The organism is Agromyces sp. NPDC055658 (assembly GCF_053618155.1).
In genome coordinates this window covers 13,178-27,302 of sequence record NZ_JBSHHD010000021.1, presented here as the reverse complement: position 1 = coordinate 27,302, position 14,125 = coordinate 13,178, and the positions used below count along the sequence as shown (strand labels likewise).

Sequence of the window (14,125 nt, the reverse complement as noted above, 5' to 3'; positions counted from 1 at the left end):
GGGGCGCGCGCGGGTGCGCGTCACCGCGCCGCACACCGGGGGTCCCGCGGCGCAGCCGGCCGGCCGCGGCGCGCGCCCGGGCACGAGCGACGTGCAGGGCGTGTACGTGCGGTCGCTCATCCGCTCGCAGCTGCGCCTCGCGCTCGTCGTCGCAGCGGGCTTCGTCATCGCGACCGGGCTGTTCGTCGTCGCGACCGCCCTCGTGCCCGACCTCGACCGCACGTTCGTCGTCGGCGTGCCCGTCTCATGGCTGCTGCTCGGATTCGGCCTCTACCCGCTCGTGATCACCGTCGGGGTGCTCTACGTGCGGGCGGCCGCACGCAACGAGGCACGGTACCGGGCACTCGCGGAGGACGACTCGTGAACCCCGCGATCGGCTACGTCTCGATCGCCGCGGTCGCGCTCGTCTCGGCGCTCATCGGCTTCTACGGGCTCCGGGTGTCGCGCACGACGAGCGACTTCTACGTCGCGAGCCGCACGGTGCGGCCGTGGTGGAACGCGTCGGCCATCGGCGGCGAGTACCTGTCGGCGGCCTCGTTCCTCGGCATCGCGGGGCTCATCCTGCTCACGGGGGCGTCGGCGCTGTGGTTCCCGATCGGCTACACCGCGGGGTACCTCATGCTGCTGCTCTTCGTCGCGGCGCCGCTTCGGCGCAGCGGCGCCTACACGATCCCCGACTTCACCGAGGCGCGGCTCGAGTCGCGCTGGGCGCGCCGGGTGACGAGCCTGCTCGTGATCGTCGTCGGCTGGTTCTACATCGTGCCGCAGCTGCAGGGCGCCGCCCTGACCGTGCGCATCACGACCGGCCTGCCCGCCTGGGCGGGCTCGGTCGCCGTCGCGGTGATCGTCGCCGTCGTGGTCGCGGCGGGCGGCATGCGCGCCATCACCTTCGTGCAGGCGTTCCAGTTCTGGCTCAAGCTCACGGCGCTCGCGCTGCCGGTCGTCGTGCTGCTGCTCGCGGTCGGCGGCGGAACCGCCGCCGCGCCCGCGCTCGATGCGGCGCTCGCACCGGCTGTGGCGTTCCCGACCGCGGCCGGGCCAGCCGACCTCGACGTCTACCGCACCGTGTCGCTCATGGTCGCGCTGCTGTTCGGCACCCTCGGCCTGCCGCACGTGCTCGTGCGGTTCTACACGAACCCCGACGGCGTCGCCGCCCGTCGCACGACCGTCATCGTGCTCGTGCTGCTCAGCGTGTTCTACCTCTTCCCGACGGCGTTCGGGCTGCTCGGGCGGGTGTTCGCGCCCGACCTCGCCGCACCGGGCAGCGCCGACGCGCTCATCCTGCTGCTGCCCGACCGGCTCGTGCCCGGGCCGCTCGGCGACCTGCTCACCGCGCTCGTCATCGCGGGGGCGTTCGGCGCGTTCCTCTCGACGTCGTCGGGACTCGTGGTCTCGCTCGCGGGCGTCATCAGCCAGGACCTGCTCGGCGGCCGGGTGCGCGGCTTCCGCATCGCCGCGATCGTCTCGACGGCGGTGCCGCTCGCGGTCGCTCTCGTGACCGAGTCGACGGGGCTCGCGGGCAGCGTCGGGCTCGTGTTCGCGTTCACCGCGTCGACGCTCTGCCCGATGCTCATCCTCGGCATCTGGTGGCGCGGGCTCACCGCGCGCGGCGCCATCGCGGGCATGCTCACGGGCGCCGTGCTGTCTGCTGCGGCCATCCTCGCCGGGGCGCCGCTCGGCGCCGCCGTGCCCGCGCTGCGCCCGTTCCTCGAACAGCCCGCCGCATGGACGGTGCCCCTCGCGGTCGTCGTGACGGTGTTCGTCTCCCGCGCCGATCGCCGAGGCATCCCCCGCGGGGTCGACGGGTACCTGACCCGGCTGCACGTGCCCGAGCGCCGCTGACGCCCGCCTAGACTTGCCCGGTGCTCCTGCCCGTCGCCCTCTCCGTGCTCGTCGGCGCGGCGTCGCAGCGCATCACCGGCATGGGGTTCGCGCTCATCGCCGCGCCCGCGCTCGTCGTGCTGCTCGGGCCGTTCGACGGCGTCGTCGTCGTGAACCTCTGCGCGGTGCTGTCGTCGCTGCTCATCCTTCCCCGGGTGTGGCGCCTGGTCGAAGGGCGGCGCCTGGCATGGCTGCTGCCGCCCGCGATCCTCGGCACGGTCGCCGGCGCGATCGTCGCCGCGAACGTGCCCGGCCCCGTGCTGCAGGTCGGCGTCGGGCTGCTCGTCGTCGTCGCGCTCACCGTCACGCTCGTCGTGACCCGCACGGCGGCCGCACCGTCCGACGATGCGGCCACCGGCCCCGCGCCAGCGATCATCGCGGGCGCCGCCTCGGGCTTCATGAACGCCTCGGCCGGCGTGGGCGGCCCCGCGCTCAGCGTGTACGCCGTCGCGACGCGCTGGCCGCAGGCGGGGTTCGCCGCGACCGCGCAGGCGTACTTCATCGTGATCGGCTCGGCGGCGCTCCTCGGCAAGTTCGTCGCGACCGGGTGGAGCTGGCCGTCGCTCGACCCCGCGGCGTGGCCCTTCGTGATCGGCGCGCTCCTCGTCGGGCTGCTCATCGGCGAATGGCTCGCGCCCAGGGTCAGCCACCGGGCGGCACGGCTCGCGGTCGTCGTGATCGCCTACGTCGGGGGCGCCGCGGCGCTCGTCGACGGCGTGCTCGAGCTGCTGGGGTGACGCGCCAGGTGCCCGCCCGGACGGGCGGTCACCCGAAGGTCGCGAGCCGGGCCTCGAGCCCGGCGCGCACCTCGGGCCATTCGTCGATGACGACCGAATAGACGGCGCTCGAGCGCCACGTGCCGTCGGCCCGGCGCTTGTCGCGGCGCATGACGCCGTCGAGCTTGGCGCCGAGCTTCTCGATGGCCGCGCGCGAGCGCCCGTTCGCCGAGTCGGCCTGGATCTTCACCCGCCCGAATCCGTGCGAGAACGCATGGTCGAGCAGCAGCAGCTTCGCCTCGGGGTTCACCGCGCTGCCCCACACCCGCGGGTGGTACGCCGTCCAGCCGATGTGCGTCGACTCGTTCACGACGTCGAAGTCGGCGAGCTTCGTGGCGCCGACGACCGTGCCGTCGTCGATGCCGCCTTGGATGCGCACCACGAACGGCCGTGCGTCGCCCCCGCCGTCACCGCCGCCGAGGTAGTAGCGGCGCGCCCAGTCGACGAACGCGTCGCGGCCGTCGGGCAGACCCGCCGGTCCGCCGCCGTAGCCGCCGGCGAAGACCTCGGGCCGCGCGAGCGGCTCGACGAGGTCGGGCAGGTCGGTCTCGGTCAGCGGAGTGAGGCGCACGAAGCGCCCTCGCAGTTCGGTCGGGGCGGGCACGGTCGCGGCGGGCGGGGCGGCGGTCACCCGATCGAGTCTGCCACGCCGAGTCGACCGGCGTGCCGCCCGGCGAGGCGGCTGCGACGGGGTCTTCCCAGCGGACCCGAGGGCGTGCGACGATGACCGGGTCCGATCACCGAACGAAAGGCGCACCCATGGGGGCCATCGACGACGCGGCCAAGCAGGCCGGCGAGTTCTACGAGAAGAACAAGGACAAGATCGACGACGCGCTGAAGAGCGAGCAGGCCGAGGGCATCAGCGACTCGGTGCTCGACGGCGTGGCCGACTTCGCGAAGAAGGTCACGGGCGGCAAGTTCGACGAGCACATCGAGGGTGCCCGCGACGCCGCCGACGGCGCCGTCGGCAACGAGTAACCGGCTCAGCCGGAACGGCGCGCCCCGCACGGCGCGGTGACCACGAGGGGGCGGATGCCTCGCCCGAACGCCGGAGGGCGCGGGGAGGCATCCGCCCCCTTCCGCGCCCGACGCGGGACGAATGGCGCTGCGCGGTCGCGAGGCCCGACCGACCGGCGGATGCTGGAGGAAGCCACACTCGGGAACGCGGGAATCGAGGCAACCGATGGGCGCGCTCGGCAAGGCGCTTGCACTCGCCGTCGTCGCGGCGAGCGCGCTGCTCATGTCCGGCTGCGTCGCTCCGCCGATCGCCCTGCCGCCGTCGATGCCCCTGCATCACCACCGGTCGCTGCCCGTCGGCGACGAACCGGTCGACCTCGATCCTGACGAGTTCACGACCGACATCGACAACCCCTACTGGCCGATGAAGCCCGGCACGCAGTGGGTGTACCGGGAGAGCGACCCCGACGGCGACCTCACCGTCCGGGTGACCGTGACCTCCGAGACGAAGGTCGTCGCGAACGGCGTCGAGGCGCGGGTCGTGCGCGACACCGTGAGTCGGGGCGGCGAGCTCGTCGAGGACACCTTCGACTGGTACGCGCAGGACAGGGCGGGGAACATCTGGTACCTCGGCGAGCAGACCGCCGAGTTCGAGCACGGCGAGATGGTCTCGACCGAGGGCAGCTTCGAGGCGGGCGTCGACGGGGCGCAGCCGGGCATCGCACTCCCCGCCCGGCCGCGGCCCGGCATGGCCTACCGGCAGGAGTACCTCGAGGGCGAGGCGGAGGACGCTGGCGCGGTGCTCGGCGTCGACGAGCTCGTCGAGGTGCCGTACGGCGCCTACGACGGCGCGCTGCTCACGCGCGACACGACGCCGCTCGAGCCCGATGTCGAGGAGCTGAAGTTCTACGCCCGCGGGGTCGGGCCCGTGCTGACGGTCGCGGTCTCGGGCGGCAGCGGCCGGGAGGAACTGCTCGACGTGCGCACGGTGCCCGACGGCACGGGCACCGGGCCGCTCGGTTCACCCGAGTAGGGGGCGGCCGGCCCGTCACGCCCGGCGCCTGCGACGACGGATCACGACGAAGGCGATCGCCGCCAGCCCGCCCCCGACGAGCAGCAGCGCGAGCGTCAGCCGCGCCTCGATCCCGTCGACACCGGTCGACGGGATCGGTGCGTCGAACCGGTTGTCGACCGTGATCGTCACCGCCTCGTCGGAGCCGACGACGACGGGGTTCGCCTCGGTGGCGCTCACCGTCACCTCGACGGCCCCTCCCGCGTCGGTCTCCTCGGCCCAGCAGTCGGCACCGACCGGCAGGTCGTCGAAGGTCTTCGTCTCGCCGGCCGTGATCGACACCGCCTCGTCGAGCGCGACGTAGTCGGGGTCGCCGTCGCCGCGGTCGAACACGCACATGACGGCGATCTCGAACGTCTTGCCGTCGGCCTGCCCGGTCGTGCCCGACACCGTCTTCTCGAGCGCGAGCGTGCCGGTCTCGAAGGTGTTGGTCGCCATGATCGTGAGGCGCTGGGCGGTGCCCTGCTCGACGACGATCGCCGCGTTGTCGTACGAGTCGAAGTCGACGCTCGACGCGGTCGCGCCGCCCGAATCGGTCTCGACACCGAAGCAGTGCGTGTCGAGCGGCAGTTGCACCGGGGCGCCCTCGGCGTCGACGATCTCGACCGTCTCACCGGCGGTGAGCTCGACCGGCGCGTCGTAGAGCGTCACGAGCTGGCCGGCCACCTCGACCTGGCAGGTCACCTGCACGGTGAAGACCGTGTCGGCCACCCACTCGGCCTCGGCGGCCTCGCCGTCGACCTCCTTCGCAAGCTCGACCGTTCCCTGCGAGAACTCGTTCACGAACCCGGCGGTGACGACGGTCTCGACGCCCTCCTCCGCCTGGTCGGCGATCGTGACGGTCACGGGCGCGGCCGGTTCGTCGGCGGCTCCTGCGTCGGTCTCGGTCACCACGCACTCGGCGCCGACGGGGATGCCGGCGATCGTGTCGCTCGTGAACGGGCCCTCGCCGCCGTCGCTCTCGACGACGAGCTCCTGGTCGACAACCGTCTGCTCCTCGTAGGTGCAGACCACCTGGAACCTGTACTCGCCCTCTGAGAACGCCGGGGCGCCTGGGCCCGCGACGTGCTTGAGCACGTTCAGCGCGCCCGTTCGGAAGTCGTTCACGATGTCGACCTCGATCGGCCCCTGCTCGTCCGCGTCGTCGCCGACGATGAAGGTGTCGGGGGTCACCGTCGACTCGGTCGCGCCGCCGTCGTCGACCTCGGCGACGGAGCACTCGGCGCCCGTCACGAGGTTCTCGACGAGCCAGACGTCGCCCGGGGCGTCCTTCGTGAGGGTGTGCGTGGCGTCGTAGACGACGTCGGGCACCGCTTGCGGGTGGGTGCAGATCATGCGCACGTCGAAGTCGCCGAAGGTACCACCCCATGCGTCCGCCCCGGAGCCCGTCACCGTCTTCACGACCTCGACCGAGCCGACCGGGTAGCGGTTCGTCACGGCGACGACCGTCACGAGTTCGTCGTCGACGTCGGGCTGCAGCGTGAAGTCGGCGCTCGTCACCGCCCCGAGGTCGTCATCGACGCCGTTCTGGGTCACCACGATCGTCGTGTCTGCGCCGCGCGACGCGGTCTCCTCGACGGTGCACTCGGAGCCGGCGGGCAGGCCGCTGAAGGTCTTCTCCTCGCCCGTGCGCAGCAGGAACTCCTCGTCGAGCACGGTCTCGCCGTCGAAGGTGCAGACGGCGGAGAAGCGGAACAGCAGGTCGGTCGTGATCGGGTCGCCGTTCTGGTCGACGGCGGCGGTCTCGACGGTCTTCGTGACCGTGAATCCGGCGTCGGGGAAGACGTTCGTCACCGTGATCGTGATGGGCGTCTCACCGCCGTCGACGACGACGGGGTCGTCGGCGGTCGCGCTGATCTCGATGGCCCAGGCGCCCTGCCCGTCGGGCTCTTCGGCGAAGCAGTCCGACCCGATCGGGATGTCGCCGAGCGTCGCCTGCTCACCGCCCTGCAGCTCGACCGGCTCCTGATCGTAGGTCACGATCGGGTCGTTCGCGGGCCCCCGGTCGAGCGTGCAGGTCACGAGGATCTCGAACGTCTTGCCCTCGGCGTACGAGGCCGCGTCGCCGTCGAGCTCCTTCTCGATCACGAGGTCGGCGAGGTCGAAGGTGTTCGTCGCGGTGATCGCGAGCTCCTGCACCTCGTCGCCCTCCTCGGCGACGACGATGACCGCGTCGTCGAACGAGTCGAAGTCGACGCTCGAGTCGGTCGCTCCGCCGTCGTCGGTCTCCTCGCCCCAGCAGTGCGTGCCGACCGGCAGCAGCAGCGGGTCGCCCGTCGCCGCGTCGGTGACCGTGACGGTCTCGCCGCTTCCCGTCACCTCGACGTCGCCGTCGAAGAGCGGGTCGCCGCCGTCGGTGAGCGCGCAGGTGACATGCACCGTGTAGGTCGCGTCGACGAAGTCGGGGTCGTCGGATGCCTCGCCGGCGAGCTCCTTCGTCACCGAGACCGTGCCCGCCGAGAAGTGGTTGTCGAGTTCAGCGGTCGCGACCTGCGCCACCCCGTCGGCCTCGTCGGGGATCGTCACCGCCACCGGTTCGGGCAGCGAGTCGGCGCCGCCGCCGTCGGTCTCGGTGACGACGCACTCGGTGCCGACGGGCAGTCCGGTGACGGTGTCGCTCGTGAGGGGCCCGGCCGTTCCGTCGCCCGTGACCGCGAGCGTGCCCTCGCCGACCGTCTCTCCGTCGTACGTGCACACGTAGCCGAACGCGAAGTCGACGCCCTCGCTGAAGCCAGCACCCGGGCCCGACACCGTCTTCTCGACGTCGAAGCCGCCCACGCGGTAGTCGTTCGCGACCGTGACCTCGACGGGGTCGCCCTCGTCGCCGGCGACACCGATCACGACCGGTTGGGACGGAGTGATCGTCACCTCGGTCGCGCCGCCGGCGTCGGGCTCGGTCACGGTGCACTCGGCGCCCGTCGGCAGGTTTCCGACCGTCCAGGTCTCGCCGTCGGCGATCGTGCGGGTGTCGTCGTAGACCGGGTTCGCGGTCGCCTCGTCCCAGGTGCAGACGAGCCGCACCTCGAACACGTCGGCGGCCCAGGCCTCGGCGCCCGCGCCGGTGACGTCCTTCGTGATCGCGATCGAGCCCACCGTGTAGGTGTTCGTCACTGCGACGAGCGTCGCGTGCATGTTGTCGCCGTCGGGCTGGATCGCGAAGTCGACCAGGTACCCGTCGACGCTCTGCGTCTCCTCGCCGTACTCGGTCACGACGATCGTCGTGCCGGTCGAGCCGCCCGCGTCGGTCTCGACGACGGTGCAGTCGGCACCGACCGGGAGGGCGGCGAACTCCTTCGCCTCCCCCTCGTGCAGCGTGAACGTGCGGTCGGCCTCGGGCACGACCTCCTCGCCGAGGAAGGTGCAGCTCGCGGTGAATGCGAACTCGGGGTCGTACGCGATCGGGTTGCCGTCCTGGTCGACGGCACCGCCGTCGACCACCGCCTTCTCGACCGAGAACCCGCCCAGCTGGTAGGTGTTCGTGACCGTCACCTGCGCGAGGTCGCCGTCGGCGGGGGCCCCGTGGTGCACGTTCTCGAGCCCGCTGAGGTCCCGCTTCGCCTCGACGGCGCCCGACCGCGTCGGGTCGCCCGCATCGGCGGGGTCGTACGTCACGGTCGAACCCTGCGAAGGCACCTCCTGCACGCTGCACTCGGAGTAGAGGGGCAGGTTCGTGCCCGTGCCGTAGTCGACGACGGTGCCGTCGGCCGGCACGGTCGCCGGGGGCACCGGCTGCCCGTCGGCGCCGACGAGGTTCACCGTCTCGCCGCCCGAGGTGCACTGCACCGTGAAGTCGTACGAGTCGGGCAGCGGAGCGGTGTCCGGCCAGTCCGCCGGCACGTCGACCGCCTTCTCGAGCGCGATCTCGCCCGTCGGCACCGCGATGCCCGAACGCACCGGCTCGACCGGACCCTGGTAGATCTCCGCCCCGTTGAAGTCGGCGCGCGAGCCCGCCGCGACCGCGTTCCAGGCGATCGGCAGGCCGCTGTCGACCGCGGCCGGGGTGGAGTACGGCGTCCGGGTGTCGAAGGCGAGCTGGCCGGTGGCGCCCGGGGCGAGCCCTTCGCCTTCGGGCCAGGTCACGACCGCCTTCATCGCCTTCGCCTGGGCCAGCTCGGCCGCCGGCGTCGCGCTGTCGAACGCGATCCAGTCGCGGGTGCTGACATCGGGGTAGCACGGGTCGCTCGTCGGCATGGCGCCGGCGCGAGCGCTCCACTCGATGTCCTTGGCATTGCAGGCGCGGTTCGGCACCGTCGTCAGGTAGTACGTGGTCAGCACCGCGCCTGCCGTGGGACCGGCCGGCGGGATCTGCACGTTGCCGAGGAAGATCGGCGACCACTGCGACCCGCGGGCCGTTCCGACCGTGACGCCCGTGTCGCCCGGCGCCGGCAGCACATCGATGCCCGCGACCGACTCGGCGGCGATGTTGCCGAGGTTGCGGAAGGTGAGCAACCACGTCGCGACACCGCCGGGGCGGGTGATCGGCACGCAGTTGTTGCGGTAGTAGCCGGCCACCGTGGAGTTGGGCTCGGCGCAGCCCTCGGCCGGGCCGGTGTTGTTGAGCACCCCGAGGTCGTCGTAGTTCGCATCGCCGGAAGCGGCCCCCGGCACGCCCGCGGCGGTGCCCTTCACCGATTTGAGGAGCGTGATCGGCGCGGCCGCGGTCGGGTTCACGGTGGTGTTCGACGCGCAGCTCTCGACCTCGGTCGCCTGCGGATTCGTGATCGTGCCGAGGCTCGTCGAGTCGCACGTGTCGAAGATGCGGTCGCTCGTCGCGGTGACGGTGTTCCCGACGGGCGTGCCCGGGGGGAGACCAGGGCGGAACTGCAGCGCAGCGGAGATCAGGAGCCGGTCGCCCGGGTTGAAGACGAACCCGTCGGGCACCGTGATCGTGACGAGTCCGGTCGTGGTGTCGAGGTCGCCGGCGAACCCGGATGCGTCGAGAACCGTGCCGTCGGCGGCGGTCAGCGTGAACCCGAACGTCGGGGTGACGGTCGGGCTCGGCACGAGCAGCGAGCCGCCAGCGTCGGTCGCGACCTGGTCGGTGAGCTCGAGCCCCGTGATCGGCCACTGCCCAGTGTTCGTGACCGTCATCTTGTACGGGATCGTGCCCGATGGCGGGAACTGCTGCGAGGCGGAACCGTCGCTTCCGTTGCCCGGCGTCTTGACGACACCGATGCCGTTCGCGAGGTGCTTCAGCACGGTCTCGTCGGTCGCGTCGGCGTCGGCCGACCACTGCGTGCCGCCGTCGGTCGTCCACGATCCTTCGCCGTGCACATCGACCGTGTCGGTCGTGGTGCCTGGCGCGGTCTCGCCCGGGGCGACCGGCACGTCGATACCCGGTTGGGTCGTCGGGACGGGCACATCGGTCTCGCCGCCGGGGCCGTACCGCAGATCGACGAGCTGGTTCGCCGTGAACGCGATCGGCACGATCGGGTTGATCGGGTTCTCCCAGTTCGAGGCCGCGTCGTCGACGCGGAACTCGAAGCGCAGGCCGAGCACCTCGCCCTCGGCGACCCCGCTGGGCAGCACGGGCAGGACGCTGCCGCCCGAGTCGGCCGTCTGCCACTCGCCGACGGTCCAGCAGGCTGTCAGGTCGGTCGAACCCTCGCAGGCCTGGCTCAGCACGTTCGTGCCCGTGTCGAAGGCGTAGTCGACGCCGGTGAGCGCGGAGACCCGGACCTGGCGGACCGGACTCGGAAGGGTCGCCTGCGGGAACGACGCGAACTCGAACTGGTTCCAGAACGTCGGGTCGTCGTCGGTGATCGTGAGCACGGTCGTGCGCACGTTGCCGGTCGGCTGGCCCGTGAGCGTGATCGTGTAGCCCTCGCGCGGCTCGTTCTCGACCCGGTCGTTCGGGTCGGCCGAGGTCGACTGCGTCACGATGTCCTTCGTCGCCACCACGCCGTAGCTCGCGGCGGCGAACGGCAGCGTGTCGGTGGCCGTGCCGGCAGCGGTGTCGATGTCGGCGTCGTCGCCCGGCCGCTGCACCTCGGCGCCCGCGACGTTCGTCGCGATGTCGGCCGTCGTCACCGGGTTCGCCGGATTGCTGCGCTCCGTCTTGCGCAGCTGGAAGGTGAGCACGACCGACGCCGTCGCCTTGGACTCGATCGCGACGTCGTCGGCGTCGGTGTGCACGACCGAGAAGCCGATCACGTCGGCGAGGTCGGCCGGCGCGAGGGCGAGGGCCTCGGCGATCGTGTAGTCGGTGGTGGCTCCCCCTTCCCGGGTGAGGGTCACCGTCGATTCGGTCGCAGCCTCGGGCACCGAGATCGTGTCGATCGCGAAGAGGTTCAGGAACTCGTACGCGTTCGTCGCGCCCCCGGGGGCCGGGTCGGTGATGGTGAGGGTCTGCACCTCGGCTTCGGTCTCGTTCCGCGCGGTGATCGTCGCGTTCACGAGCGGGTAGGTGTCGGCGGGCGTCGTGACCGGCGGGATGGGCAGGTTGTCCTGGTCGAACTGCTTCGTGACCGACACGTTCACCGTGGAGTCGAGGATCGTGATGAGGTCGGAGTCCGTCTGGGTGATCGGCTGCGGCCCCTCCCCCTCGATCTCGGCCGTGTTGTCGACCACTCCGGGCTGACCGGAGTTGAAGTCCTCGGCGTGGAGGGTGCCCGTCACCGGGCCGCCGTCGCTGCGCTTGAAGTCGCGCAGCTCGAAGACGAGGTCGAGGTCGCGATCGTGGTCGTAGGAGGTTGCGACGCCCGAGCCCGAGGTGGGCTGCCCGGCGCCGCCGCGGGCCGAGCCCTCGGCGTAGGTGAGGCGCACGGCCCTCGTCGAGGCGACCTCACCGTCGTCGAGCGTGTAGCCGGGGAACGCACCGTCGCAGTCGGCCGCCGTCGCGCACGCCTTGCTCGTGATGTCGACCCACTCGCCGGTGCCGGCGGCGTCGTCGAACTCGAACAGCTCGACCTTCGACACCCGGTCGTACTGCATCGAGGGGTCGAGGCTCGCGTCGATCGGTGCGATCTCGACCAGGTTCCATGCATCGAAGGCCGAGCTCGCGATCGCCGCATCGTCGTAGCCGGGCCCGGCGGTCGGGTCGTCGGTGATCGCGACGGTGTCGAACGGCAGGCCCTCGGTCGACCACGAGATGCGGGCGGTGCGCCGGTCGCCGCTGAACGCGAAGAGCGGATCGGCCGGGTCGACGATCCAGTGCTTCTCGAAGAGATCGGGGCCTTCGCCGCCGTCGATCGGGTTGAGGTCGATCGCGTCGCCGTCGGTCGCGGTGTTGTCGTCGGGCGTGACGTCGTTGTCGTTGTGCACCTCGGAGCCGGCCAGGTTCGGCACCGTCAGCGGGTCGGCCTCCGCCGCGGCATCCGCGACCGAGCCGGAACCGTCGCGGAACTGGTCGCGCGTCTCCACCGTGATCGAGGGCGCCACCTCGAAGCCGGGCGGCAGCAGCTCGCCCTCTTTCGGCGTGTAGACGAACTGGATGCCCTGGATCTGGTCCTGCGTGACCGGGGCGGTTCCGCCCGGCACCGCGAGCACGAGCGTCCCCTCGCCGTCGAGCTGGCCGCCGGGCAGCGGCAGCCATTCGCTGCCGTTCCAGTAGTTCACCTGGAGGTCCGCGTTCGCCGGCACCCCGGCCACGATCTGGGTGAGGTCGAACGTGTTCCAGAACGGATCGACGACGCCCGCCTGCGGGTCGGCCGGGTCGCTCACCACGAGCACGTCGGAGCCGACCGTCGATGCGTTCGCGCCCTGGTCGTTCACGTGCGCGATGAAGCTGACGTCGGTCGTCGAGCCCGGCACGGCCCACTGCGAGTCGCGGGCGATGTTCTTGTCGATCGTCGTCGAGACCCGCCCCGGCTGCCGGGTGACGTCATCGCTCGCCGAGTCGTCGCCGCTCTTGCCCGTCTGGTCGGTGACGATCGAGGTCGTCTCGTTGGTGGTCGTGACGTCCTCGCCGTCGACGGGCTGCGCGACGACGTCGAACGGCACGGTCGCCGTGCCGTTCTGGATGATCGGTCCCGTGAAGGTGACGGTGAAGCCGACCACCTCGCTCGCGCCTTCGAGCTCGGGGTCGGGCAGCGTGTTCGCGGTGTCGGCCGTGAGCGTCTCGGTCTGCCCGTCGGCGTACACGTACGTCACCGTCGCACCGGTCGCGTTCGGCGGCCACACGACACCGCTCGTGAAGCCGGCGAACGTGAGCCCCTGGTCGGCGAGATCGGGCTGCCCCGGCGTGGGCTCCTGGATGACCATCTCGGTCACCGGCCGGAAGCCGTTGGTCGCCTCGATCGTCGCGGTGGTCCGCTGCCCGGCGAGCAGGTTCGGATTGGCGAAGTTCTTCGTGACCTCGACGAACGGGCCGGTGTTCGAGATGACGACATCGCCGGGCGCCGTCTTCGGCGGGCTCGCGGTGTCGTGCACCACGACGTTCGACGACGCCGTGTTCGGCACGTCGACCGACTGGTCGATCGGGATGTCGAGCACGGCGTCGTTCGTCACGGCGCCGATGCCGATCTCGGCGGGCTCGTCGCCCGACGGCGGCAGCTGGTCGCCCGTCGACGAGCTGAACGTGAAGCGGAGTCCCTTCACGTCTTCCTGCGGCACCCCCACCGGGATGCCGGAGGGATCGGCCGGGATCGGCCCCGGCCCGTACGCCGACGTCCAGTTGCCGTCGGCGTCGAGCCATTCGATCTCGACCTGGTCGGCGCCGGCGGGCGGGGTGATCGAGGTGATGCCGGTGAAGTCGAAGTAGCCGTCGAACGGGCTCGCGACGCCGTCGGCCGGGTCCTGCACGACGATCTCGTCGACCGACCGGTTCGAGGCGTTGCCGCCGCCGATCGTGTAGTCGACCGGCTGGCCGGGCAGCGCGGGCACGCCGGGGGTGCCGTCGGGCTGGTGATCGTCGACCGATTTCGTGACGGTCGAATCGAGCACCTCGGGCACCTCGATGGTGATGGCCTCGCCGTCCTCGACGGTGAGCGCGTTGTCGGCGGTCGCCGTCGCGGTGTTGACGATCTCGGCGTCGTTGTAGTCAGCGCTGATGTCGGCGGGGATCTGCACGAAGACCGTGACCGTCGCCTTCGACCCGGCGGGTTGGCCGGTGCCCGCCGATCCGTCGGTCGTGAAGTCGACGGTGAAGTCGGAGCCGTCGACGGCGACCGTCGAGCTGCCGCCGCCGAAGACCTCGACGGGCGGCTCGATCGACGGGTCGAAGACGAGCGGGGCGGGCAGCGTGTCGTTCAGTTCGGCGTTGACGCACGTGTCGACGAGGTTGCTGTTGCAGGTCAGCTCGATCGTGTAGCTGAACTGGTCACCCGGCGCGTAGGGCGAGTTGTTCGGGTTGATCGACTTCGTGACGATGAACTCGGCATCGTCGGGTGCCGCGAACGCCGGCGCGGCCGCCGGTGCCGCAAGCCCAACCGCCATGAGTATCGCGGCGACCCCCGCGAGCGTACGACGGACGATCGACATCTACTCCCCCTGCCCGCGG

Annotated in this window: 7 protein-coding genes; 5 read left to right on the top strand and 2 right to left on the bottom strand. The window is 71.7% G+C overall.

Annotated elements, in window-relative coordinates; translation table 11 throughout:
- Positions 1-13 precede the first annotated feature (13 nt).
- Genes ACWGPE_RS11425 through ACWGPE_RS11415 form a run of 3 tightly spaced genes read left to right on the top strand, consistent with a single transcriptional unit; the run spans position 14 to position 2,618 of the window.
- A complete protein-coding gene (locus tag ACWGPE_RS11425) occupies positions 14-364 on the top strand; it encodes a hypothetical protein (protein WP_452048722.1) in 351 nt (116 codons plus the stop codon).
- Entirely contained in the window at positions 361-1,842 is a 1,482-nt protein-coding gene (locus tag ACWGPE_RS11420; RefSeq protein WP_231429635.1) for a sodium/solute symporter, read from the top strand. Before ACWGPE_RS11425 ends, ACWGPE_RS11420 begins: the two co-directional genes overlap by 4 nt.
- A 20-nt stretch (positions 1,843-1,862) precedes the next feature.
- On the top strand, positions 1,863-2,618 hold the full coding sequence (locus tag ACWGPE_RS11415) for a sulfite exporter TauE/SafE family protein (protein ID WP_231429634.1): 756 nt from the start codon (positions 1,863-1,865) through the stop codon (positions 2,616-2,618).
- A 28-nt stretch (positions 2,619-2,646) separates the two neighbouring features.
- Here the strand turns inward: ACWGPE_RS11415 and ACWGPE_RS11410 are convergent, their stop codons facing one another.
- Complete coding sequence (locus tag ACWGPE_RS11410) at positions 2,647-3,288, bottom strand: GNAT family N-acetyltransferase (protein ID WP_231429633.1); 642 nt, start codon at positions 3,286-3,288, stop codon at positions 2,647-2,649.
- A 128-nt stretch (positions 3,289-3,416) separates the two neighbouring features.
- Between ACWGPE_RS11410 and ACWGPE_RS11405 the strand changes: the two genes are divergently transcribed.
- Positions 3,417-3,635 carry an antitoxin gene (locus tag ACWGPE_RS11405; protein WP_231429632.1) on the top strand — a complete coding sequence of 73 codons (219 nt, stop codon included), beginning with the start codon at positions 3,417-3,419 and terminating at the stop codon, positions 3,633-3,635.
- Positions 3,636-3,840: 205 nt separating this feature from the next.
- Positions 3,841-4,647, top strand: a complete 807-nt coding sequence (locus ACWGPE_RS11400) for a hypothetical protein (protein ID WP_231429631.1) — start codon at positions 3,841-3,843, stop codon at positions 4,645-4,647.
- A 15-nt stretch (positions 4,648-4,662) separates the two neighbouring features.
- Here the strand turns inward: ACWGPE_RS11400 and ACWGPE_RS11395 are convergent, their stop codons facing one another.
- The gene (locus tag ACWGPE_RS11395; protein ID WP_452048721.1) at positions 4,663-14,106 is read right to left on the bottom strand and encodes a DUF5979 domain-containing protein; all 9,444 of its coding nucleotides are present in this window, start codon (positions 14,104-14,106) and stop codon (positions 4,663-4,665) included.
- Positions 14,107-14,125 lie beyond the last annotated feature (19 nt).